Here is a 23418-nt window from a genome sequence, read left to right as displayed (position 1 = left end):
GGAGAAAACAATATGACTCTGCGTAAATTCGCAGGGCTAGGCGCCCTGTTGTCCATCGTAATGCCCGGCCTGGCTTTGGCGGCAGATCCGGTGGCGCCTCCAGTCCTCAATTCCGGCGATACCGCCTGGATGCTGACCTCGACGGCCCTCGTGCTGTTCATGACCATTCCCGGCCTCGCGCTGTTCTACGGCGGCATGGTTCGGTCGAAAAACATTCTTTCCGTGATGATGCAGTGCTTCGCCATTACCGGCCTGGTCACCATCCTGTGGTTCCTTTATGGCTACAGCATGGCGTTCGACACCACCGGGATGGAAGCCAACGTCGTCAACTTCAACTCCTTCGTCGGCAGCTTCGGCAAGGCCTTCCTCGCGGGCATCACGCCTGCCAGCATTACTGGCCCGGCGGCGCTGTTCCCTGAAGCCGTGTTCGTCACTTACCAGATGACGTTCGCCATCATCACCCCGGCGCTGATCGTCGGTGCCTTCGCCGAGCGTATGAAGTTCTCCGCGATGCTGGTGTTCATGGGCGTCTGGTTCACCCTGGTGTATGCACCGATCGCGCACATGGTCTGGAGCGGTCCGGGCTCGCTGCTGGGTGACTGGGGCGTGCTCGACTTCGCCGGCGGCACCGTGGTGCACATCAACGCCGGTATCGCCGGTCTGGTGGCGTGCCTGGTGCTGGGCAAGCGCAAAGGCTTCCCGACCACCCCGATGGCGCCGCACAACCTCGGTTACGCCCTGATGGGCGCCGCCATGCTGTGGGTTGGCTGGTTCGGCTTCAACGCCGGTTCCGCCGCAGCCGCCAACGGCACTGCCGGCATGGCGATGCTGGTCACCCAGATCGCCACCGCCGCCGCTGCACTGGGCTGGATGTTCGCCGAGTGGATCACCCACGGCAAACCTAGCGCACTGGGTATCGCTTCGGGTGTGGTTGCTGGTCTGGTAGCAATCACTCCGGCGGCCGGTACCGTGGGCCCGATGGGCTCGCTGATCATCGGTCTGGCCGCCGGCGTGGTGTGCTTCTTCTGCGCCACCACCCTGAAACGCAAACTCGGCTATGACGACTCCCTGGACGCCTTCGGCGTGCACGGTATCGGCGGTATCCTCGGCGCGATCCTGACTGGTGTGTTCGCCGCTCCAGCGCTGGGTGGCTTCGGTACCGTCACCGACATCGCCGCACAAGTCTGGATTCAGTGCAAAGGCGTCGGCTTCACGGTGATCTACACCGCGATCGTCACCTTCATCATCCTCAAGGTGCTGGATGCCGTGATGGGTCTGCGCGCTACCGAGGAAGAAGAATCTGTGGGCCTGGACCTGGCACAACACAACGAGCGCGGCTACAACCTGTAAGTACGCGCCTCAAAAAAACTTGCCCGGTTCGCCGGGCATTTTTTTGTCCGGGATTTGTCATCCTTGAGATGGCTGTAAGGATTTTTCGTACTGCTTTGGTCGTGTTTACGACGGGTGTTTTTCTACGGCCAATGGCTTACATCATTGAAGGAATATTAGGGCCTTTGTTTTTTTTCAGAGCGCGCTAGAATGCGCCCCGAACGTGCGGAGAACTGTATGTGGCAACAGACTCTGATAACCCTGCGGGCACGGCCCCGGGGCTTTCATCTGGTAACGGAAGAGTTGCTCGCCGGACTGCCTGAACTCAAGGCATGCCGGGTCGGTCTGTTGCATTTGTGGCTGCAGCATACCTCGGCGTCGTTGACCATCAACGAGAACGCCGATCCGGCGGTACGTCGCGACTTCGAACGATTTTTCAATCGTCTGATCCCACAAGGAACAGACGGCTATGAGCATAACGACGAAGGCCTGGACGACCTCCCGGCGCACTTCAAGGCCAGCGTGCTGGGCTGCCAGATCAGCCTGCCGGTTTCGGCGGGTCGGCTGGCACTGGGCACCTGGCAAGGCGTTTACCTGGGCGAGCACCGCGATCATGGCGGTGCCCGTAAAGTCCTCGCCACCTTGCACGGTGAAGAGGCATAAACCGTTGGTCACCAATGGTTACCGATTTTTTTACGGCGACTTTCGACAGTCGCCAAAGCTGGTCTATAACTAATCTGCTTTTCGCAAGTCATGAGGTAGAACATGAGCGACGATGATCTGGAAAACGACGACCTCGAAGTAGGCGACGAAGACGAGGCCGAGGACGGTCTGGAAGCAGCAGCGGAAGACGTTGCTGAAGACGATGGCGGTGACGATACGCCGGCCCCGGCTGCCAAAGGCAAGGCCAAGGCTGCGGTGTCGGTCGATGAGTTGCCGAGCATCGAAGCCAAGAACAAGGAGCGCGATGCCCTGGCCAAGGCCATGGAAGAGTTCCTTGCGCGCGGCGGCAAGGTGCAGGAAGTGGAGGCCAATGTGGTCGCCGATCCGCCCAAGAAGCCGGACAACAAGTACGGCAGCCGCCCTATCTGAGGCGTGCCGCTTGCTTGCTGAAAAAGCCCGCCGTCGCTGCGGGCTTTTTCATGGGCGAAAGAAACCTAGCCGAGGCTGTTCCAGCGGGCGAGCACGGCGGGCAGATCGGTCAGGCTGCGAATTTCGGCATCCGGCAAGCGTTCTGCTTCCCAGACCTTGCCCGCCGGGTTGAACCAGATCGCACGCAAGCCGGCCTGCTGCGCCCCGGCGATGTCATCTCCCGGGTGATCGCCGATATGCACCGCCGCTTCAGCGCTCACGCCGCCGCGTTGCAGGGCTTCATGGAACAGTCGCGCATCCGGCTTGGCGATGCCGATGTCTTCGGCGCACAGCGCAAACTTGAAGTAATCCGCCAGCCCGAGGCGACGCACATCGGCGTTGCCGTTGGTGACCACGCCAAGGGCGTAATGCTTGGCGAGGGTTTCCAGGATCGGCTCGACTTCCGGGAACACCTCGATCTGATGCCGGGCATGCAGAAACACTTCGAAACTCTTGTCCGCCAGCGCCGAGGCTTCACCGTGGGCATAACCGGCTTCTTCCAGGGCGTGGAACAGCACCCGCCGACGCAACGCACTGATGCGGTGCTTGAGTCCCGGCTCGCTGGCCAGCACCCGTTCGCGGATCGACCACAGATGTTCCACCGGCACCGCGCCCAGATTCGGCGCATGTTCGCTCAGCCATTCGCGCAAAACCGCTTCGGCGCTGACGATCACCGGGGCGGTGTCCCACAGGGTGTCGTCGAGGTCGAAGGTGATCAACTGGATGCTCATGAATCGTCGCCTTTCATGCGTTTGGCCCGTGGATGGGCGCTGTCGTAGACCGCCGCCAGGTGCTGGAAGTCCAGGTGGGTATAGATCTGGGTGGTCTTGATGTCCGAGTGGCCGAGCAGTTCCTGCACGGCGCGCAGATCCTGGGAGGACTCCAGCAAATGGCTGGCAAAGGAGTGCCGCAGCATGTGCGGGTGCAGGTTCTGCCCCAGTTCGCGCTCGCCGGCCAGTTTGACCCGCACCTGAATTGCGCGCGGGCCGAGGCGTCGGCCTTGCTGGCTGACGAACACCGCATCGTCCGCCGGGTTGGTCAGCGCCCGCAGCGGCAACCATTGCTCCAGCGCTTCCCGGGCCTTTTTACCCACGGGTAACAGGCGCGTCTTGCTGCCTTTGCCGAGCACTTGAACCATGCCGTCGGCGAGGTCCAGTTGATCGAGATTGAGCCCGGTCAGCTCCGACAGGCGCAGGCCGGAGGAGTAGAACAACTCCAGAATCGCTTGATCACGCCGAGCCAGGAAATCGTCTTCCACGGCACCTTCAAGCAGTTGCAGGGCGCGGTCGGTATCGAGGGTTTTCGGCAGGCGGCGTTCGCCTTTTGGCGGCGCCAGACCGGTCGCCGGGTCGTGATCGCAGAGGCCTTCGCGATTCAGATAGTGATAGAGCCCGCGCACTGCAGACAGCAGGCGCGCCAGGCTGCGTGAAGACTGGCCCTGGGCATGCAGGCGGGCGATCAGGCTGCGCAGGCGCTGGATGTCCAGGGCCTGCCAGCTGCCGATGTTCTGTTTGTTGCACCAGCCGAGGACTTTATCGAGGTCGCGCCGGTAGGCCGACAGCGTGTGCGGCGACACCTGCCGCTCACTGCGCAGGTGTTCGCAGTAAGCGTCCAGTTGTCGTTCCATGGTCAGCGTACCGAGCGCAGGGAGCTGTTGACCCGTGGCAGCACGCGGCCCATGACTTCGGCGATGTAGCTGAGGAACAGCGTGCCGACCGAGCTCTTGTAGTGCTGCGGATCACGGCTGGCGATGGCCAGAATCCCGTGGATGCCCTGGTGGCTGACAGCGACCACGGCGGTGGAGCCGATCTGCTTGCGCTGCTCTTCGCCGAACAGGAAGTCCAGCTCGTGTTCGCGCAGGCTGCCGCTGATGCTCTTGCCTTCGGTGAGCAGGCCGCCGATGGCGGTTTGCGCGTCGGCGTGGGTCACCCAGCGGCCGACCGGAGCCGGGTTGTCGCCGAGCAGGATCAGGCTGACGAAGGGCACCTGGAAGTCCTGGCGCAGACTGTCTTCGACGCTGATCACCACGTCTTCCAGGGTGGCGGCGTCCATCAGGGCGAGGATCAGGCGGCGGGTCTTGTCGAACAGGCGATCGTTGTCCCGGGCGACGTCCATCAAGTGCGAGAGGCGATGACGCATCTCGATGTTGCGGTCGCGCAGGATGGACATCTGGCGCTCGACCAGCGACACGGTGTCACCGCGACGATGGGGGATGCGCAGGGACGGCAGCAGTTCTTCATGTTCGACGAAGAAGTCCGGATGAGCCTCCAGGTACGCGGCAACCGCTGCCGCCTCCAGGCTCTCGGACGCTGTTTCACCGGACTGTCGGGCGGGTACCTGAGGCTTATCGGTCATGGCTTCTGCTCACTCAAAGACGGACTTGTCCTTCGTATACACGCACTGCCGGACCGGTCATCAGCACCGGTTGGCCAGGGCCTGCCCATTCGATGGACAAGCGCCCGCCCGGCAGGTCGATCAGCAGTGGCGAATCCATCCACCCCTGGCTGATCGCAGCTACAGCAGCAGCGCAGGCGCCGGTGCCGCAGGCCTGGGTTTCCCCGGCGCCACGTTCCCAGACGCGCAGTTGTGCGCGATTACGGTCGATGACCTGGATAAAACCGACGTTGACCCGCGCCGGAAAACGCGGGTGGTGTTCGATCTTCGGCCCCAGTTCATGCACCGGCGCGGTGTTGATGTCCTGTACGCGCAGCACGGCGTGGGGGTTGCCCATCGACACCGCTGCGAGCTCGACCGATGTACCGTCGACGTCGACCTGATAGCTCAGGGCCTGCTCGGCCGCCTGGAACGGAATATCCGCCGGCACCTGACGCGGGGCGCCCATGTTCACGCCGATCTGGCCGTCGTTACGCACGTCCAGTTCGATGATCCCGCCCTTGGTCTCGACGCGAATCAAGCGTTTGGCGGTCAGGCGCTTGTCGAGTACGAAGCGGGCAAAGCAGCGAGCACCGTTACCGCACTGTTCGACTTCCGAACCGTCGGAGTTGAAGATCCGGTAGCGGAAATCCACATCCGGGTTGCTCGGTGCCTCGACGATCAGCAACTGGTCGAAACCGATGCCGGTGTGCCGGTCGCCCCACATTTTTGCGTGCTTGGGCTGAATGTGCGCGTGCTGGCTGACCAGGTCGAGGACCATGAAGTCATTGCCCAGGCCGTGCATCTTGGTAAAACGCAGCAGCATGGGGTTACTCCGGCAGCAGGCTTTCGCCGGCAAACAGCTCGGCCACGGTCTCGCGGCGACGCACTTCAAACACCTGATCGCCATCTACCAGCACTTCGGCGGCTCGGCCGCGAGTGTTGTAGTTGGAGCTCATCACAAAACCGTAGGCACCGGCCGAATGCACGGCCAGCAGGTCGCCTTCTTCCAGCGCCAGTTCGCGATCCTTGGCGAGGAAGTCGCCGGTCTCGCAGATCGGGCCGACCACGTCGTACTGGCGTGCGGCGGTGTCGCGCGGCTTGACCGCAGTCACGTCCATCCACGCCTGGTACAGGGCCGGGCGGATCAGGTCGTTCATGGCGGCATCGACGATGGCGAAGTCTTTGTGCTCGGTGTGCTTGAGGTACTCGACCTGAGTCAGCAGCACGCCGGCGTTGGCGACGATGAAACGGCCCGGCTCGAACACCAGCGCCAGATCACGACCGTCGAGACGCTCGCGCACAGCCTTGATGTAGTCGGCGGCCAGCGGCGGCTCTTCATCGCGATAACGCACACCCAGGCCACCACCGAGATCGATGTGGCGCAGGTGGATGCCGCAATCGCCCAGACGATCCACCAGATCCAGCAGGCGATCAAGGGCATCGAGGAACGGCGGCAGGGTGGTCAGTTGCGAGCCGATGTGGCAATCGACGCCAACCACTTCCAGGTTCGGCAGGTGCGCGGCACGCACATACACGTCTTCGGCGTCGGCGATGGCGATGCCGAACTTGTTCTCTTTGAGACCGGTGGAAATGTACGGGTGGGTACCGGCATCGACGTCCGGATTCACGCGCAGCGAGATCGGCGCGACAACGCCCAGCTCGGCGGCGACCACTTGCAGGCGCTCCAGCTCGTCGGTGGATTCGACGTTGAAGCAATGCACGCCGACTTCCAGCGCGCGACGCATGTCGTCACGGGTCTTGCCGACGCCGGAGAACACGATCTTGTCAGGGCTGCCGCCGGCGGCCAGGACGCGTTCCAGCTCGCCACGGGAAACGATGTCGAAACCGGCGCCGATGCGGGCCAGGACATTCAGTACGCCGAGGTTGGAGTTGGCCTTGACCGCGTAGCACACCAGGTGCGGCATGCCGGCCAGTGCATCGGCGTAAGCCAGGTACTGGGCTTCGATGTGGGCGCGGGAGTAGACGTAGGTCGGTGTGCCGAAGCGATCGGCGATGGCGGACAGCGCCACACCTTCCGCGAACAGCTCCCCGCCACGGTAGTTAAAAGCGTCCATGGCGATCCCTTAGTAAACGTCGTGCTTGTGTGCCTTGGAGGCAGGCTGCTTTTGCGAAGACTGGGCTTGTGCGGCCGGGTCCTGATCTTCATCGGGCAGGTACAGCGGGCCTTTCTGACCGCAGGCCGAAACGAGACAGGCAACCGCGACGAGCGCAGCAAGGGAAGAGATCAGGCGCTTCATGGCGAAATCCTTGAATATGCGTTAATTGCGCCGGAGTATACCGGCCACCCGGCAGCTTGCCTATGCGACGGAACTCCCGTCCGGCGGGGCTCGGGCTGCGGCGAAGAAACTTTTCCCGCGTGACGGGTGCATATTTCGTCGCCGGGCAGGGCGCTTGGTCGTTATCCTTTGCAATCGGCTGGCAGCGACCGTATCTTGCGGCGCTTGAGCCTGATCAGACATTTTTTGAGGTTGCCGCAATGAGTTTGTCCGAAGCCCGTTTCCACGATCTGGTCGATGAAACCCAGGAAAAACTGGAAGACATCTTCGACGACAGCGACCTGGACATCGACATGGAGAACTCGGCCGGTGTGCTGACCGTCAAGTTCGAGAACGGCACCCAGCTGATCTTCAGTCGTCAGGAACCGCTGCGTCAGCTGTGGCTGGCCGCTGTCTCCGGTGGTTTCCACTTCGATTACGACGAAGAAAGCGAACGCTGGATGTGCGACAAGAGCGAAGAGCAGTTGGGCGAGATGCTCGAGCGCATCGTCAAGCAGCAGGCCGGTACCGAATTCGATTTCGAAGGCCTGTGATTTCGTGACTGACACCGCTCCCGCCCGTCCGCCGAAGCCGCTCTACAGCAACGTCAGCCCGGCCGTGCCTTCGCCGTGCACTGGCGTGTGTCGGCTGGATGAGCAGAAGGTCTGTCTCGGCTGCATGCGCCATGTCGAAGACATCCGCGAGTGGCGCTCGGCCGATGACGAGCGCCGCCGGGTAATCTGCGCGCAGGCGATGCAACGCCGACAGCTCGCCGGAGCGTAGCTTGTATATTTTTTGAGCTGTGATAGTGTCCGGAAACGCCTCAACCCATCGAGGCCTGGTGAAAACCCCGTCTTTTTTGGCGGGGTTTTGCTTTTTTTGTGTGCAGAAGAAAGGAGTCTGCCCGGATCATGACCGCACCTTCCATCACCCTTACCCGTCTGGACGTGCAACGTCTGGAGCGCCTGATCGACAGCCTGGATGACACGCTGCCGGGCGTGATCGCGCTGCAAACCGAACTGGACCGCGCCGATACGCTGGTCGGCCACGATGAAGTGCCCGCCGATGTCGTGACGATGAATTCCCGTGTGCATTGTCGCGAAGAGGGCAGTGGCAAGGACTATCACTTGACTCTGGTTTATCCGAAGCACGCCAACGCCGATGAAGGCAAAATCTCGATCCTGGCCCCGGTCGGCAGTGCGCTGCTGGGCCTGAAAGTCGGCCAGCACATCGACTGGCCGGCACCGGGTGGCAAGACCCTGAAGCTGACCCTGCTGGAAGTCGAATCGCAGCCGGCCAACGGCGGCGACTTCCCGGAGTAACCCTGCCTCAGACCTGCTCGAGCGCCTCGTTCAGAGAGCGCTCCAGGTCAGCCTTGTAACGCAGATACAGATTGCTCGAACTCTGCCCGTCACCGATCACACCCGAGAGATCGAGGTCGGTGATGTAGCAGCGGTAGCGCTCGGTTTCCCGGCGCTGCCCGACAATCTCCCGGGCGACCACGCTGAACAGCTGGTCGCCATGTTCCAGCTCGCTGAATTCCCGCTGATTGCAATACAACGTGACCTGCACTTCGCCCGGTGCGGCTTTGCCGATGATCGCCTGCACGTCGTAGAACGGCTTGTTGACCGGGGTCTGCGGTGCCGGGCGCATTTCGACGCGTCGCGCGCGTCCCGGTCCTGAAGGCAATAACTGGTAATACAAGATTTCAAGGCTGGCGGCGTGGTTCGAGTCCATCGGCAGCAGTGCTTCGCGACGGAACTGGATCGATTGCAGGAACCGTTGCAACGGCACCAACAGGCTTTGCTCGTCGTGATAGGGCAAGTGTTGTTGCCACAGCGCATTGAATTCGTCGAGCACGTACAGCTCGGCCGTTTGTTCGGTGATCCGGTAGAACACCTGAATGCATTCGGGCTGGCCCATCGGCAGGATCAGCGCGAGGTCGTGGTCTTCCAGCGCCATCGGGTCCAGGTGCAGCGGGCTGTAGCGCGGTTGCTCCTCGCCCAGGTAATCGAGCAGCGCCGGCAGGGTAGCGAGAGCGACATGGCTGACCTGGCCCGGCACCAGTTCCAGTACGTGATAGTGCTGTTGCACCTGAATCAGGTAGCGGTGATTCAAGTCGCTGAGCAGCAGGTTCTGAGCGGTGTCGACGATCTCTTCCACCCGGCGGGCGATGAACTGCGCACGGTTGTGGCAGAAGCAACGCACCCGCAACGATGGCTGTTGCGGCCCGCGCGGCAGGTTGTTGAGGTAGTCGCGCAGGCAATCGAGCAGCGCATGCGGGCCGTCGAAGCGATTGACCAGCACTTCGTTCCAGCTGTTGAGCGTGACCTGATCGAGGGTCAGCACCAGGTTTTCGCGCACGCCGGCATAGCTCAGGGAGTCCGTGCGCTCGGTGGTCATCAGGATGTTCAGGTCGCGGTGATGCTTGAGCGGGTCGACCCCGACATTCACCAGTATCAGCACTTCGCTCGGCACGCTGGCGTGCAGCAGCGGTTCTTCGGCAACGGTGGGCAAGGGCAGGGCGATGCTCTGTTGCAGGCTACCGAGCAGGTTGAACAGCTCGAACTCGCTCAGGTCGCTGGTGCCGGGATGCAGGGCCAGTCGTGTGCTGCTATCGATCACGCCGTTGCGATGGCACCAGGTCAGCAGTTCCAGCAACTCGCGGCTGCGCTTGATCGGTGCGAAGTGTTCCCACTCCAGCGCCGTCAGGCTGCCGTTGTACAGGCCCCACTGGGTTTGGCCCGGTTCCTTTTTGTTCGGCGACTGCACCAGGGTCAGGGTGTCTTCGGCCAGATCCGGGGCGATGCCGGGGTTGATGAACTCGACCTTGTCGGCCTTGCGTTCGAACGCGGCGTACAGGCGTCGGCCGAGAACGTTGAGATCACGTTTGTTGATCAGGCTGACAGTCTGCTCGGTGCGGGCGAACTGGGTGAGAAAGCGGTAGCTGTAGTTCAGCTCGTTGACCAGGGCCCGGCGCTCGGCGCTGACCTGACGGACTTTCCACTGACTGCGACTGTCGAGCAGCGCAAGCTGACGCTGGTCCCAGTGCCATTCGCTGGCCAGCCTTTCCAGCAACGAACGCTGCCAGCTCTGGGTGCGACTGTTGCCGGTGAGCTTGCGGTTGACCTTGAGGTACAGCGCCCGACGCACCAGTTCAAGTCGTTCCGGTTCGTTGCGTGCGGTGAGGTATTCCTCGATCCGGCGGTAAACCACCATGTACGGATCCAGCTCGTCGAGGTCCAGCCGGTTGGCGAATACCGCCTGCTTGAAGCGCAGGCTCAGGCACTGCACCTGCGGGTGCTCGCTGGCGTAGACCTCGATCAGCAGCAGCTTGAGCACCGACTTGTAAGGCGATTCGATGCCCTTGAACAGCTGCCACAGCCCGGCGCCCACGAATTCGCCCGGTGGAATGTGCGCCAGCGGTCCAAGGTCGAGGGTTTCATCGTTGCGGATAAAGCGTTTGGACAGCAGCGTGTGGGTGTACTGATCGTAGGCCCGTTCTTCGTAGACCGGCACCAGCCACCAGATCGGCGTACGCCCGGCCAGCCAGATCGCGGTGCGGTAGAATTCGTCCAGCAGCAGATAATGCTGGGTGGTGCCGCAATCCTCGGAACTGAGCTGGGTATCGCGCTCGCCTTTGACGAAGCGTGTCGGGTCGATCAGGAAGAAATGCGCCTCCGCGCCCTGGCTCGCGGCCCAGACTTCGAGCAACTGGCACTTTTTACGCAGCTCGGCGAGTTCGCTGTCGCTCAGGTCGGGGGCGTGGCACACCCACACGTCCATGTCGCTCTGGTCGGCCTGGGCGAGGGTGCCGAGGCTGCCCATCAGGAACAGGCCATGAATCGGCCGTGGCGGATTGCTGCCGTGGCGCGGCTTATAGGAAAACGAACGCGTCAGGCGCTGGGCTTCGGTGAGGGCGTCGGCGTCCGGCTCGTAATTCGACAACCCGGCCGGTGTGCTACCCGAAACATAGCCGGGCAACAGCGGATGATTGACGTGGAAAAACAGCGGCAGCAAGGTCAGCACGCTTTGCTGGCGCGTCGACAGGCCTTCCAGCGCCCGGCTCAGGCGACCTTCGTTGAGTTTCAGAAAGCGTGCGCGCAGCTGGCTGAGTACCTTGCGGTCGATTCCCTCGTCCAGGTCGGGGCGGATTTCATGGGTGCGGGTCATGTCGACTCAAACCGGCTCGCAGGGCTCGGAGGCAGAGGGTCACGGAATGCGGGGGAGTTTAGCGCCTGTGCAGCGCGAGCATTAAGCTGAATTTGTTTTTTGACGTCAGATTTCCACCGCGCGGCGATGGCTTGCAGCCGGGCTGGCCCGCGGAAATCCCGTGGCAGAGGTTTCCGTGGGCAAAGTCGGGAGGATCAGGCGGTTTGTTGCTCTTTCAGAATCGTCAGTACGGTTTGCACGTTTTGTGCGGCATCGCGACCGAGGCTGGTCAGGTAACCGCCATCAGGCTGGTCTGTCAGTTCTTTTTCAAAGAGGCGTTGGGCAGCAGCAATGTGCTTCGGGGCAGCGGTCTGATGAATTTTCAGGCCTTCCTGGGAACTGTCCAGGTTGAAGAGTGCGAGGACTTCCAGTTCGGCAACCAACTCAGGGGTAAGCGACATAAGGACTCCAGACTTTCTAGGAATTGGACGACAGCGCCCCTAAGGTGAACCTGCCGGCGCGACCTGTCCAGTGTGCGTCGGGGTTTTTGTCTCGGGGGTGGATTCCAGTGTAGTCAGGGGCCGGGAGAAGGCCGCAGAGATGGGTGACAAATTGTGTGGGAGCAGAGCTGCTCCCACATCGGGTTGCCCGGTTAAGCCTTTTCCGGTGGCAACTCGGGCAGTGCACGAAGGGCCGCTTCGTACCATTCGGTATTGAACGCGCGGTCGTCATCGAGCATGGCGTCGATCTCGTAAGCCAGCACGTGGGCCATCAGATTCAGGATGTCTTCGCGCTCATAACCGACCAGCGTCAGCTTGTTGAACGTCGCCTTGGCCGCTGGCGGGTTGTCGCTTTCGATCTGGTTTTCGATGGCTTCGATCAAAGTGCTCTCGGTGAACTCTTCTTCGTCGTTATCGATGTCTGTCGGCTCGCTCATGGCAGGCTCCTCAAGGAAAGGCGCCAGTTTACCCGCATTCAGCGGCGTGATGCTGCTGGCAGGATTCCCCGGAGCGATCTATAAACAGGCACTGCCCACCCCGCACGGCCTGGAGGCTATGTGATGTTCAAGCTCTACGGATTCTCAGTCAGCAACTACTACAACATGGTCAAACTGGCGCTGCTGGAAAAAGGCCTGCCGTTCGAGGAAGTCACGTTCTACCCGACGCCTACGCCTGAGTCTCTGGCCATCAGCCCGCGCGGCAAGGTGCCGGTGCTGGGCGCCGAAGGTGGCTACATCAACGAAACGATGGTGATGCTCGAATACCTCGAAAGCACCCAGAAGGGTGTCTCGCTGCTGCCGAGCGATCCGTTTGCGCGCGCTCAAGTGCTGGCGGTGGCCAAGGAAATCGAGCTGTACATCGAGTTGCCGGCCCGTGCCTGTTACGGCGAAGCGTTTTTCGGCGCGGCGCTGCCGGAGGCGATCAAGGAGAAAACCAAGGCTGAATTGCTGCTGGGGTTTGCGGCACTGGGCCGTCACGGCAAGTTTGCCCCGTATGTGGCGGGCGACAGCCTGAGTATTGCGGATTTGTACTTCCTCTACAGCGTGCCGCTGGCGGCTGCGGTGGGGCACAAGCTGTTCGGTCTGGATCTGCTGGCGGACATGCCGAAGGCCAAGGCGCTGCTGGAGCGACTTGAACAGAATCCGCATGTGCAGAAGATCGCAGCGGACAAGGAAGCGGCGATGCCGACGTTTTTGGCGATGATCGCGGCCAAAAAGTAGAAGTTTTGTTCTGAAACAAGTTCGCGGGCAAGTCGATAGTTCGACTTGCCCGCGATGCTTTTAGCGGCTGGCGATCAGCGCCTGACCGCGAGCTACGGCAGCCTTGACCTGCGCCGGCGCAGTGCCGCCGATGTGGTCACGGGCATTCACCGAGCCTTCCAGGGTCAGCACGGCAAACACGTCCTGCTCGATCTGGTCGCTGAACTGACGCAGTTCTTCCAGGCTCATTTCCGCCAGATCCTTGCCGGTGTCGACGCCGTATTTCACGGCGTGGCCGACGATCTCGTGGCAGTCACGGAACGGCAGGCCACGGCGAACCAGATAGTCGGCGAGGTCGGTGGCGGTGGAGAAGCCGCGCAGCGCTGCTTCACGCATGATCGCGTGCTTCGGTTTGATCGCCGGGATCATGTCGGCAAAGGCACGCAGCGAGTCGCGCAGGGTGTCGGCGGCGTCGAACAGCGGCTCCTTGTCTTCCTGATTGTCCTTGTTGTAGGCCAGCGGCTGGCCTTTCATCAGGGTCAGCAGGCCCATCAGGGCGCCGAACACACGGCCGGTCTTGCCACGTACCAGCTCTGGCACGTCGGGGTTTTTCTTTTGCGGCATGATCGAGCTGCCGGTGCAGAAGCGGTCCGGCAGATCGATGAACTGGAACTGCGCGCTGGTCCACAGCACCAGCTCTTCGGAGAAGCGCGACAAGTGCATCATCGCGATGCTCGCGGCCGAGCAGAATTCGATGGCGAAGTCACGGTCGGACACGTTGTCCAGCGAGTTGCCGCCGACGGCGTCGAAGCCCAGCAGTTGCGCGGTGTATTCGCGGTCGATCGGGTAGGTGGTGCCGGCCAGCGCGGCACTGCCCAGCGGCATGCGGTTGGTGCGCTTGCGGCAGTCGACCAGGCGCTCGTAGTCGCGGCTGAGCATTTCAAACCAGGCCAGCATGTGGTGCCCGAAGGTCACAGGCTGGGCGGTCTGCAGGTGAGTGAAGCCCGGCATGATGCTGCCGGCTTCGCGCTCGGCTTGCTCCAGCAGTCCTTTTTGCAGGCGGGTGATCTCGGCCAGGATCAGGTCGATTTCGTCGCGCAGCCACAGGCGGATGTCGGTGGCGACCTGGTCGTTGCGGCTGCGGCCGGTGTGCAGCTTTTTACCGGTCACGCCGATGCGGTCGGTCAGGCGCGCCTCGATGTTCATATGCACGTCTTCGAGGTCGACGCGCCAGTCGAACTGGCCGGCCTCGATTTCACCCTGGATGGTCTTCAGGCCATCGATGATGCTGTCGCGCTCGGCATCCGTCAGCACGCCGACCTTGGCCAGCATGGTGGCGTGGGCGATCGAGCCCATGATGTCGTGGCGATACAGGCGCTGGTCGAAAGTGACGGAGGCGGTGAAGCGGGCGACGAAGGCGTCGACGGGTTCACTGAAGCGGCCGCCCCAGGACTGATTGGTCTTGTCAGTGCTCATGAATTCGCTCGTATCGGCTTGAAGAAAGAAGGCGTGAAACGCTGGCGCGGATAATAACAGGGTTGCCAATCCTGTCGCTGACACTGGTCGATACGTTTTTTTCTCATGTCGGGGTTCATAGTCGCCGCCGGTTCCGGGGGATTTGCTCAAGGATATTTTCCGATTGAGCAATATCGGCCCGGCGAGCGTCTACAGTAGGACTAAGGGTCGGCGCAACTGTGGATCGCGCAAAGGTCTGGCCGCCGACTATAAGAAGAGAGGGGTGGGTGTATTGACCATCGGCATACCCTGCGTAAAACGCAGACAGCAGCGAGCTTTGAGTGGTGCGTCCCGGGTGTCGGCAAATATTGCCGGCCGACGTACGGCACTTTTTGCCGCTCGCGCTAGTCTTAGCGTGGATCGCGGTGACGGACGTCACTCCACTTGTCTACGCTATCCTTGTGCGAGACTCACGCAGGAATCCAGCGCAATATGAATGTCCTGATCGTTGATGACGAACCACTGGCCCGCGAGCGCCTCGCCCGAATGGTGAGCGAGCTCGAGGGCTACACAGTCCTGGAGCCCAGCGCCACCAATGGCGAAGAGGCGTTGGCACTGATCGACAGCCACAAGCCGGATATCGTGCTGCTCGATATCCGCATGCCAGGCCTCGATGGCCTGCAAGTGGCTGCCCGCCTGTGCGAACGCGAAACCCCGCCCGCCGTGGTGTTTTGCTCCGGTATCGATGAATTTGCCTTGGAGGCCCTGCAGGCCAGTGCCGTGGGCCATGTGGTGAAACCCGTGCGAACCGAACATCTGCAGGAAGCCCTGAAAAGGGCTGAACGTCCGAATCGGGCTCAGCTTTCGGCCCTGACTCGTCCCGCCGCCGAAAGCGGCACCGGCCCGCGCAGCCACATCAGCGCGAGAACCCGCAAAGGCATCGAGCTGATCCCGCTGGATCAGGTGGTGTACTTCATTGCCGACCACAAATACGTGACCTTGCGCCATGAAACCGGTGAAGTCCTGCTGGACGAGCCCCTCAAGGCCCTGGAAGACGAATTCGGCGAGCGCTTCGTGCGCATCCATCGCAACGCGCTGGTGGCTCGAGACCGCATCGAGCGACTACAACGTACGCCGTTGGGCCACTTCCAGTTGTTCCTCAAGGGGCTGAACGGTGACGCGCTGATCGTCAGTCGCCGGCATGTGGCGGGCGTGCGCAAAATGATGCAAGGGCTTTAGTCCGCAGGCGTCGGGCGGCTCTCAACTCTTTTCACCAGGCATTGCCGGCCAGGGAGGCCACGCCGTTTCTGATTCAGGTCAAAGTGGATTTGGCTGAGCTGTTATTATCCGCCGTATCTATTCAGTACGGATTGATCCATGTCCTCTCGCGAAATCCGCATCGCCACCCGCAAAAGTGCACTGGCCCTCTGGCAGGCCGAATACGTCAAAGCCCGTCTGGAAGCAGCCCACCCGGGACTGCTGGTGACGCTGGTGCCCATGGTCAGTCGTGGCGACAAGCTGCTCGATTCCCCCCTGTCGAAAATCGGCGGCAAGGGTCTGTTCGTCAAGGAACTGGAAACCGCGCTGCTGGAAAACGAAGCCGACATCGCCGTCCATTCGATGAAAGACGTGCCGATGGACTTCCCCGAAGGCCTCGGACTGTTCTGCATCTGCGAGCGCGAAGACCCGCGTGACGCCTTTGTCTCCAATAACTATTCCAGCCTCGATGCATTGCCTGCCGGCAGCATCGTGGGCACCTCCAGCCTGCGTCGCCAGGCGCAGTTGCTGACCCGCCGTCCCGACCTGGAAATCCGTTTCCTGCGCGGTAACGTCAATACCCGCCTGGCCAAGCTCGATGCCGGCGAGTACGACGCGATCATTCTCGCGGCGGCCGGCCTGATTCGTCTCGGTTTCGAAGATCGCATCACCTCGGCGATCAGCGTCGATGACAGCCTGCCGGCCGGTGGCCAGGGCGCCGTCGGTATCGAATGCCGCAGTGCCGATACCGAAATCCATGCCTTGCTCGCGCCTTTGCATCACGCCGATACCGCTGACCGCGTGAGCGCCGAACGTGCCCTCAACAAACACTTGAATGGCGGCTGCCAGGTGCCGATCGCCTGTTACGCCGTGCTTGAAGGCGAGCAGTTGTGGCTGCGTGGTCTGGTCGGCGAGCCGAGCGGCGGCAAGCTGCTGAGCGCCGAAGCCCGTGCGCCACGCGCTGCCGCTGAAACGCTGGGCGTGCAAGTCGCTGAAGATTTGCTCCGCCAGGGTGCCGCCGACATTCTCAAGGCTGTCTACGGCGAGGCAGGTCACGAGTGACTGCCTGGCGCCTGCTGCTGACGCGTCCCGCTGACGATTGCGAGGCGCTGGCCGAGGTGCTGGCCGGACAGGGGATTTTCAGCAGCTGCCTGCCGCTTTTGGAAATCGCGCCGCTGCCGGTCTCTGACACAATTCGCCAGACGTTTGCCCGGTTGTCGCGCTACAGCGCGGTGATCGTGGTCAGCAAACCGGCGGCGCGTATCGCCGTGCAATGGATTGATACCGATGAGGCGTCGCTGCCGGCCATGCCCTGGTTCAGCGTTGGCGCGGCGACGGCGCAGATTCTTCGGGATCGGGGCCTGGATGCGCACTGCCCGGACGAGGGTGATGACAGCGAAGCCTTGCTGCAATTGCCGCGTCTGCTCGACGCCGTCGCACAGCCCGGCGCGCCGGTGTTGATCCTGCGCGGAGAGGGCGGTCGCGAGCTGCTGGCCGAGCGCCTGCGCGCGCTTGGTGCTAGTGTCGAGTATCTGGAACTGTACCGCCGTGACCTGCCGGACTATCCGCCGCGGGAACTGCCCCGACGGATTGAGGCGGAACGCCTGAACGGGCTGGTGGTCAGCAGTGGACAGGGTTTTGAGCACCTGCGCCAATTGGCCGGCGACACTTGGCCAGTGCTTGCGCAGATGCCGTTGTTTGTTCCAAGCCCAAGGGTCGCCGAGCAGGCACGTGCCGCCGGGGCCCGAACAGTTGTGGATTGTCGCGGCGCCAGTGCCGCGGCCTTGCTGACGGCGTTACGGGAGCATCCCGTGCCCGTTCTCTAATGCAAAGGATGGATACGTGAGCGAAACAGCCTTGCCTAAAGATGACGTTCAACCTGTGATCGATGCACCGGTTGAAGTACCGCCACCGGCCGCTGAACCGCGCCGAGGCAACGGATTGGCCATTGTCGCGCTGCTGCTCGGCGCTGCCGGTATCGCAGTGGGTGGCTGGGGTGTCTGGCAGGTGCGACACCTGCAAGCCAACACTCAGGAGCAATTGAGTCAGGTACAGGCGTTGAGTGACCAGGCCCAGACCCTGAAACTCAACGACCAGCGTCTGACCGAGCGCCTCGGGCAGTTGCCGGGCGCTGACGAACTCGCCGACCGCCAGCGTCTGGTGACGCAGCTTCAAGGTGATCAGCAGCGTCTCAATCAACGTCTGGAAACGGTTCTCGGTGCCAGCCGCAAGGACTGGCGCCTGGCCGAGGCCGAGCATTTGCTGCGTCTGGCCAGCCTGCGTCTTTCGGCCCTGCAGGACATCAGCAGCGCTCAGGCGCTGGTGCAGGGCGCCGATGAAATCCTGCGCGAGCAGAACGACCCGGGTTCGTTTGCCGCGCGCGAGCAAGTGGCGAAAACCCTGGTGGCGCTGCGCAGCACCGCACAGCCTGATCGTACCGGTCTGTTTCTGAGACTGGGTGCGTTGCGCGATCAGGTCATCGAGCTCACCGAGCTGGCACCTGAGTACAAGGATCGCGGTGATTCCCTGCTGGGTCTGACTGCCGATGGCGACGGTGCCAGTCGCTGGTCGCAGTGGTGGGATCAGATCTCGCGATACATCCGTATCGATTTCAACGCGGACAAAAAAGTCCGGCCGCTGCTTGCCGGTCAGAGCCTGAGCCAGGTGCGTCTGGCCTTGAGCCTTTCGCTCGAGCAGGCGCAATGGGCCGCCCTCAACGGTCAGGCGCCGGTGTACACCCAGGCATTGGCTGAGGCGCGGGATGTGCTCAAGGGCAATTTCAACCCGGACAACCCGCAGAGCAAAATCATGCTCGAGCAAGTGGCGGAGCTGAGCAAGCAACCGGTCACAGTCGTCACCCCGGATCTGGCGGGCACCCTCAGCGCTGTGCAGGCCTATCTTGAGCGACGTAACGTCAACGCTAAAGACTCGGTGAAACCCTTCGCCAAACCTGCTGCCAGCACCGCGCAGGAGGCCACGCCATGAAGCGTCTGTATGTCATCGTGTTTCTGGTGATTGCTGCGACGGCGGCGCTCGGTCTGGCGATCGCCGAGCATTCCGGTTACGTGCTGGTTGCCTACAAAAGCTTCCGCTATGAGTCGAGTCTGTGGGCAACGCTGGCGCTGGTGGCGGTGTTATGGCTGCTCATCTGGGGCATCAAGGCGCTGGTCGAGCTGGTGCTGACTTCGGGTGGCGTAGTCAATCCGTGGTCGCGCCGCAACCGCAGTCGACGCGTACAAGTGGCGATCGAGCACGGTCAACTGGATCTGGCCGAAGGTCGCTGGGCCAGTGCCCAGCGCCATCTTTACCGGGCCGCCGAGGCCGAGCGTCAACCGTTGCTGTATTACCTTGGCGCCGCCCGTGCCGCCAACGAGCAAGGCAACTACGAGGAAAGTGATCGTCTGCTGGAGCGCGCCCTCGAACGTCAGCCTCAGGCTGAGCTGGCGATCGCCTTGAGTCATGCGCAACTGCAAACCGACCGTGGCGATACCGAAGGTGCGCTGGTGACCTTGCAGGCGATGCGCGAGCGTCATCCGCATAACGTTCAGACCCTGCGTCAGTTGCAGCGCCTGCATCAACAGCGTGGTGACTGGTCGGCGGTGATCCGCATGCTGCCCGAACTGCGCAAGGACAAGGTCCTGCCTCCTGCCGAACTGGCCGAGCTGGAGCGTCGTGCCTGGGGTGAGAACCTGTCGCTGGCGGCGCATCGCGAGGAAGATGGCGCGGTGGGTCTGCAGTCGCTCAATCGTGCCTGGCAGCAACTGACCTCGTCGCAGCGTCAGGAGCCTCCGCTGGTCCTGGCGTACGCTGAGCAACTGCGCCAGCTCGGCGCTCAGGTCGAAGCGGAAGAGGTGCTGCGCAACGCCCTCAAGCGCAAGTACGACAGTCACTTGGCGCGCCTCTATGGCCTGGTGCGCGGCAGTGATCCGACGCGTCAATTGCAAGCGGCCGAGGGCTGGCTCAAGGATCATCCCGCCGACCCGAGCCTGCTGCTGACGCTTGGTCGACTGTGCCTGCAAGCCAGTCTGTGGGGCAAGGCGAGGGACTACCTGGAAAGCAGCCTGCGTACGCAGCGCAACCCGGAAGCCTGTGCGGAACTGGCTCGATTGCTGGCCCGACTCGGCGATACCGAACGCAGCAACCAACTGTTCCAGGAAGGTCTGGGGTTGTTGGATGAGCGCCTGCTGGCCGCGCCTCTGCCGGTACAGGTTCACGCCTGAATGGACGAGGGAGTGCGCTCCCTCGCTCATGTTCTCGACTGAATAGTTACCGCTAATTCGCTTCTGAGGCAAAGTCCTACAGAGGCCTACTTCCTTTCCTCTCAAGCCTGTCGGGATTTCCCTACACTTCTGGTGAAGTGTCGTCAGCGGCCCGCCTTGAAAGGCCGCGTCCCTTTCCTCTACCGTAACTGCCTGTCTTTATTGTTACGGATAACCCATGTCGTTGACCTGCTCACGCTCCCTGTTTTTTATGGCTTTCACGGCGGGAACACTGGCGCTGGGAGCTTCCTATTACCTCGAGTACGCGGTCGGCCTGGTGCCTTGCAGCCTGTGCCTGGTGCAACGGCTTTTCCTGAGCATTCTCACCGTTTGCTGTGGCGTGGCGGCTGTGCATGGGCCCGGTCGTTTCGGTCTGTCGCTCTACTGGTCTGGCGCGTTGTCAGCCGCTCTGGGTGGAACGATGGCGGCCTGGCGGCAGGTGCTGCTGCAGAGTGATTCGATGCATCACCTGGCGCAATGCGCACCCAACCCGGAAGAGCTTTTCAGTTCTCTGCCCTGGCTCTGCGCCCTGGCGCGGATGTTCAACGACAGCGAGGATTGCGCGCAATTGTCCTGGACATTGTTTGACCTGAGCATTCCGGAGTGGAGCCTGCTGTTCTTCGTCGCGCTGTCGATCCTGGCGGTTTACCAGTTGCTGCGGCTGGCCTGGAGCGCTCTGCAACGACCGCTCAGCGGCGAAGCGTCGCACCGGGCGCTGCTCGGGGATTAAACACTTGTATGAACTTTCTCTCCTGCGTACCTTGAAGCCATAGGCGTGCGGGCATAATCTGGCCCGCACGTGTCATTGGATTTGTGTTGCTCGATGACGCTCTGCCTGGCCGCCTCTCAAAGCAATACCCACAAGAAGGGGCGCGGGAGTAGGGCAGCATGACCCACAAGGGAAGAGAGATCGCCATGCTCGAAAGTTGTCAGAATGCTCAGGAACGTTGGGGTGGAGTTCATCTGCTGATCGACCGCTGGCTCCAGGAGCGTGAGGAGCTGATCGCTGCTTACGACAAGCTGGGCGCAGAGCCTCAGTCGCTTTCCGTGGATCGAAAGCCCTTGCAGGAATTCTGCGGCGTGCTGGTCGATTACGTGTCGGCCGGGCATTTCGAAATCTACGAACAGCTGACGGGCGAGGCCAAGGCCTTCAACGACAAGCGCGGCCTGGAACTGGCCGAGACGATTTATCCGCGCATCGATGTCATCACGGAAAAACTGCTGGCCTTCAATGACCTTTGCGATGAAGGCAAATGCGTTGCCGAAAAATTCAAGGAGCTGGGTGGGCTGCTCCACGAGCGCTTCGAACTGGAAGACTGCCTGATCGAAGTGCTGCATACCGCCCACAAGGAAGAGGATTCGGTTCAGGCTTGAACCGACCCTGCAAGACACAAAAACGGTGCGCCAACAGCGCACCGTTTTTTATTGGGCGATCAACTGGTCGCGCCGCGCAATTCGACTTCGAACACCAGCGGTGTGAACGGCGCGATCAAGTCGCCGGCACCGTCGGCGCCGTAAGCCTGATCCGATGGAATCACCAATCGCCACTTCGCACCCACCGGCATGTTTTGCAGCGCGGTGCGCCATCCGGCGATCACGCTGTCGAGATTGAACCACTGAGGCTGAGTGTTCTGATCGAACACGGTACCGTCCGGCAGTCGACCGACATACAGCACCTGTACTTTTCCATCCGGGCCGGCCTTGGTGCCATTCCCCGGCGCCAGCTCTGTCAGCAGGATGCCGTCGGCCAACTCTTTCACTCCCGGTTTGGCTTTTTCGGCGGTGAGAAAACGTCGCTCGTTTTCCATCGCAGCTTCAGTCGACGGCATGGCGGCATGCTCGGCCGTCTGCGATTCGTGATCGGCCAGGATCTGCTCGATACGTGCCTCGCTCAGGGCCAGCGGCTTGCCTTGATAGGCCTGTTGCAGACCTTCGATCAATGCCTGGATCTGTAGCTGCGGCACTTCTTGACGCAGCCGTTCACCGAGGCTCGCGCCGAGACTGTAGGCCAGATCATGAGCATCGTTCGCGGTGTTTTTTTCGTCGGCCTGAACCGCCGAAAAGATCATGCAGAGGGATAAAAAAAAGTAGCGCGACATGGGCACTCTCCGTCCTGAATTGCGGTGGATTATGCCAGCGCGAACGTCTGCACCGGTGAACTGCTTTGAGCAATGTGCAGAAGTTTTTCGCAAGCCTGCAACCGAGTGCATTCGATACTGTCAACATGCCCTAGCGGCGGTAGCAGCAGAGGTCTAGTATGAGCCGCACTCACGTCAGCCAGGAGGTAAACCATGTCGGCCACCAAGAAGCCTGTAAATACTCCGTTGCACTTACTCCAACAGCTCTCGGGCAGCCTGCTCGAACATTTGGAAAACGCTTGCTCCCAAGCCTTGGCTGATGCTGAAAAACTGCTCGCCAAACTGGAAAAGCAACGCGGCAAGGCGCAAGAAAAACTGCACAAATCCCGCACCAAATTGCAGGACGCAGCCGCAGCCGGTAAAGCCAAGGCGCAGACCAAGGCCAAGGGTGCCGTGAAGGAACTCGAAGACCTGCTGGATGCGTTGAAGGATCGTCAGTCCGACACCCGCAGCTACATTCTGCAACTCAAGCGCGATGCCCAGGAAAGCCTGAAACTGGCCCAGGGTGTCGGTCGTGTTCAAGAAGCCGTCGGCAAGGCGTTGTCCCTGCGTTCGGCCAAGCCGGCAGCGGCGCCTGCGAAAAAAGCGGCCGCCAAACCTGCTGCAAAAGCCCCGGCCAAGGCACCTGCAAAAGCCCCGGCAAAAGCGCCAGTGAAAGCCGCCGCAAAACCTGCAGCGAAGAAACCCGCAGCCGCCAGCGCTGCAAAACCTGCGGCTAAAACCGTCGCGGCAAAACCTGCTGCCGCCAAGCCGGCTGCTGCCAAACCAGCGGCTGCCAAACCAGCTGCCAAGCCTGCCGCGAGAACCGCTGCTGCAAAAGCTGCTCCGGCGAAAACCGCAGTTGCCAAACCGGCTGCAAAACCAGCCGCCAAAACCGCCGCTAAACCGGCAGCAAAACCTGCGGCCAGAACGGCTGCTGCCAAGCCAGCAACCAAAACCGCGGCCAAACCGGTTGCCGCTAAACCTGCAGCGAAACCAGCCGCCAAGCCTGCGGTAAAAGCCGTGGCTAAACCTGCTGCAAAACCGGCCACCGCCGCCAAGCCTGCAACTACTGCGGCCAAGCCAGCAGCTACCGCTAAACCAGCAGCGGCTGCCGCCAAGCCAGCAGCGAAACCCGCCGCAAAACCTGCCGTGAAAAAACCTGCCGCTGCCAAGCCAGCTGCAGCGAAACCGGCTACTGCACCTGCTGCCAAGCCAGCCGCGCCGGCAACCCCGGCATCGACCGCAGCACCTGCATCCGCCGCCACTACCTCGACCACCACCGCGCCATCGTCGGCACCGGTGTCGAGCGTCGCCAGCAACCCGACCAGCGCTTCCTAAGCACCGGTCGCGGGGGGGGGGGGGCG

Annotated in this window: 26 protein-coding genes; 15 read left to right on the top strand and 11 right to left on the bottom strand. The window is 61.9% G+C overall.

Annotated elements, in window-relative coordinates; translation table 11 throughout:
- Positions 1-12 precede the first annotated feature (12 nt).
- The 3 genes from AC3WRD_RS04510 (at position 13) to sutA (ending at position 2421) form a co-directional block, all read left to right on the top strand.
- On the top strand, positions 13-1350 hold the full coding sequence (locus AC3WRD_RS04510; protein WP_102620724.1) for an ammonium transporter: 1338 nt from the start codon (positions 13-15) through the stop codon (positions 1348-1350).
- A 216-nt stretch (positions 1351-1566) separates the two neighbouring features.
- A complete protein-coding gene (locus AC3WRD_RS04505; protein WP_085731425.1) occupies positions 1567-1992 on the top strand; it encodes a secondary thiamine-phosphate synthase enzyme YjbQ in 426 nt (141 codons plus the stop codon).
- 102 nt (positions 1993-2094) lie between these two features.
- Entirely contained in the window at positions 2095-2421 is a 327-nt protein-coding gene (sutA, locus tag AC3WRD_RS04500) for a dormancy-specific transcriptional regulator SutA (protein ID WP_007951900.1), read from the top strand.
- A 65-nt stretch (positions 2422-2486) separates the two neighbouring features.
- Here the strand turns inward: sutA and AC3WRD_RS04495 are convergent, their stop codons facing one another.
- The 6 genes from AC3WRD_RS04495 to lptM are packed head-to-tail and all read right to left on the bottom strand — an operon-like array spanning position 2487 to position 7094.
- Positions 2487-3191, bottom strand: coding sequence for an HAD family hydrolase (locus tag AC3WRD_RS04495; protein WP_102620725.1), 705 nt, complete (start codon positions 3189-3191; stop codon positions 2487-2489).
- Positions 3188-4087 (bottom strand): tyrosine recombinase XerC, encoded by a 900-nt coding sequence (gene xerC / locus AC3WRD_RS04490; protein ID WP_007951897.1) that lies wholly within the window; start codon positions 4085-4087, stop codon positions 3188-3190. Before xerC ends, AC3WRD_RS04495 begins: the two co-directional genes overlap by 4 nt.
- A 2-nt stretch (positions 4088-4089) precedes the next feature.
- The gene (locus tag AC3WRD_RS04485; protein ID WP_096817337.1) at positions 4090-4815 is read right to left on the bottom strand and encodes a DUF484 family protein; all 726 of its coding nucleotides are present in this window, start codon (positions 4813-4815) and stop codon (positions 4090-4092) included.
- Between the two features lie 13 nt (positions 4816-4828).
- Positions 4829-5659 (bottom strand): diaminopimelate epimerase, encoded by an 831-nt coding sequence (gene dapF, locus AC3WRD_RS04480; RefSeq protein ID WP_102620726.1) that lies wholly within the window; start codon positions 5657-5659, stop codon positions 4829-4831.
- 4 nt (positions 5660-5663) lie between these two features.
- The gene (lysA, locus tag AC3WRD_RS04475; RefSeq protein ID WP_096817340.1) at positions 5664-6911 is read right to left on the bottom strand and encodes a diaminopimelate decarboxylase; all 1248 of its coding nucleotides are present in this window, start codon (positions 6909-6911) and stop codon (positions 5664-5666) included.
- Between the two features lie 9 nt (positions 6912-6920).
- Positions 6921-7094, bottom strand: a complete 174-nt coding sequence (gene lptM / locus AC3WRD_RS04470) for an LPS translocon maturation chaperone LptM (RefSeq protein WP_085731736.1) — start codon at positions 7092-7094, stop codon at positions 6921-6923.
- Positions 7095-7333: 239 nt separating this feature from the next.
- On the opposite strand from lptM, the gene cyaY reads away from it, so the two are divergent.
- From cyaY to rnk, 3 genes are all read left to right on the top strand, one after another.
- Entirely contained in the window at positions 7334-7666 is a 333-nt protein-coding gene (gene cyaY, locus AC3WRD_RS04465; protein WP_007951887.1) for an iron donor protein CyaY, read from the top strand.
- A gap of 4 nt (positions 7667-7670) precedes the next feature.
- Positions 7671-7895 (top strand): DUF1289 domain-containing protein, encoded by a 225-nt coding sequence (locus AC3WRD_RS04460; protein WP_096817341.1) that lies wholly within the window; start codon positions 7671-7673, stop codon positions 7893-7895.
- A gap of 128 nt (positions 7896-8023) precedes the next feature.
- The gene (gene rnk, locus AC3WRD_RS04455) at positions 8024-8434 is read left to right on the top strand and encodes a nucleoside diphosphate kinase regulator (RefSeq protein ID WP_065258140.1); all 411 of its coding nucleotides are present in this window, start codon (positions 8024-8026) and stop codon (positions 8432-8434) included.
- A gap of 7 nt (positions 8435-8441) precedes the next feature.
- Here the strand turns inward: rnk and AC3WRD_RS04450 are convergent, their stop codons facing one another.
- From AC3WRD_RS04450 to AC3WRD_RS04440, 3 genes are all read right to left on the bottom strand, one after another.
- Entirely contained in the window at positions 8442-11285 is a 2844-nt protein-coding gene (locus AC3WRD_RS04450) for a class I adenylate cyclase (protein WP_096817343.1), read from the bottom strand.
- A 194-nt stretch (positions 11286-11479) separates the two neighbouring features.
- A complete protein-coding gene (locus tag AC3WRD_RS04445) occupies positions 11480-11725 on the bottom strand; it encodes a TIGR02647 family protein (RefSeq protein WP_007951883.1) in 246 nt (81 codons plus the stop codon).
- Positions 11726-11916: 191 nt separating this feature from the next.
- On the bottom strand, positions 11917-12201 hold the full coding sequence (locus AC3WRD_RS04440) for a hypothetical protein (protein WP_102620727.1): 285 nt from the start codon (positions 12199-12201) through the stop codon (positions 11917-11919).
- Positions 12202-12324: 123 nt separating this feature from the next.
- Between AC3WRD_RS04440 and AC3WRD_RS04435 the strand changes: the two genes are divergently transcribed.
- Positions 12325-12984 (top strand): glutathione S-transferase family protein, encoded by a 660-nt coding sequence (locus tag AC3WRD_RS04435; RefSeq protein WP_096817345.1) that lies wholly within the window; start codon positions 12325-12327, stop codon positions 12982-12984.
- A gap of 60 nt (positions 12985-13044) precedes the next feature.
- Here AC3WRD_RS04435 and argH read toward each other — a convergent pair whose 3' ends face one another.
- Positions 13045-14439, bottom strand: coding sequence for an argininosuccinate lyase (gene argH, locus AC3WRD_RS04430; RefSeq protein WP_096817347.1), 1395 nt, complete (start codon positions 14437-14439; stop codon positions 13045-13047).
- A 471-nt stretch (positions 14440-14910) separates the two neighbouring features.
- Between argH and AC3WRD_RS04425 the strand changes: the two genes are divergently transcribed.
- The 7 genes from AC3WRD_RS04425 (at position 14911) to rsd (ending at position 21308) form a co-directional block, all read left to right on the top strand.
- Positions 14911-15657: a LytR/AlgR family response regulator transcription factor gene (locus tag AC3WRD_RS04425; protein ID WP_096817349.1), complete on the top strand. Its 747-nt coding sequence runs from the start codon at positions 14911-14913 to the stop codon at positions 15655-15657.
- Between the two features lie 138 nt (positions 15658-15795).
- Entirely contained in the window at positions 15796-16737 is a 942-nt protein-coding gene (gene hemC / locus AC3WRD_RS04420) for a hydroxymethylbilane synthase (protein ID WP_096817351.1), read from the top strand.
- Positions 16734-17501, top strand: coding sequence for a uroporphyrinogen-III synthase (locus AC3WRD_RS04415; RefSeq protein ID WP_096817353.1), 768 nt, complete (start codon positions 16734-16736; stop codon positions 17499-17501). Before hemC ends, AC3WRD_RS04415 begins: the two co-directional genes overlap by 4 nt.
- 16 nt (positions 17502-17517) lie before the next feature.
- Positions 17518-18660, top strand: a complete 1143-nt coding sequence (locus tag AC3WRD_RS04410; RefSeq protein ID WP_102620728.1) for a uroporphyrinogen-III C-methyltransferase — start codon at positions 17518-17520, stop codon at positions 18658-18660.
- Positions 18657-19895: a heme biosynthesis protein HemY gene (locus tag AC3WRD_RS04405; RefSeq protein ID WP_102620729.1), complete on the top strand. Its 1239-nt coding sequence runs from the start codon at positions 18657-18659 to the stop codon at positions 19893-19895. The genes AC3WRD_RS04410 and AC3WRD_RS04405 overlap by 4 nt, the downstream gene beginning before the upstream one ends.
- Before the next feature lie 217 nt (positions 19896-20112).
- Positions 20113-20664 (top strand): disulfide bond formation protein B, encoded by a 552-nt coding sequence (locus AC3WRD_RS04400; RefSeq protein ID WP_096817359.1) that lies wholly within the window; start codon positions 20113-20115, stop codon positions 20662-20664.
- A gap of 185 nt (positions 20665-20849) precedes the next feature.
- Positions 20850-21308, top strand: a complete 459-nt coding sequence (rsd, locus tag AC3WRD_RS04395; RefSeq protein ID WP_085731442.1) for a sigma D regulator — start codon at positions 20850-20852, stop codon at positions 21306-21308.
- A 59-nt stretch (positions 21309-21367) separates the two neighbouring features.
- Here the strand turns inward: rsd and AC3WRD_RS04390 are convergent, their stop codons facing one another.
- Positions 21368-22033 carry an FKBP-type peptidyl-prolyl cis-trans isomerase gene (locus AC3WRD_RS04390; RefSeq protein WP_096817361.1) on the bottom strand — a complete coding sequence of 222 codons (666 nt, stop codon included), beginning with the start codon at positions 22031-22033 and terminating at the stop codon, positions 21368-21370.
- Positions 22034-22225: 192 nt separating this feature from the next.
- Between AC3WRD_RS04390 and AC3WRD_RS04385 the strand changes: the two genes are divergently transcribed.
- A complete protein-coding gene (locus AC3WRD_RS04385) occupies positions 22226-23392 on the top strand; it encodes an AlgP family protein (RefSeq protein WP_102620730.1) in 1167 nt (388 codons plus the stop codon).
- The last annotated feature ends 26 nt before the right edge of the window (positions 23393-23418 follow it).

The sequence above is a fragment of the Pseudomonas sp. FW215-R2 genome, assembly GCF_058789255.1.
This window is presented reverse-complemented; position numbering and strand designations above follow the sequence as displayed.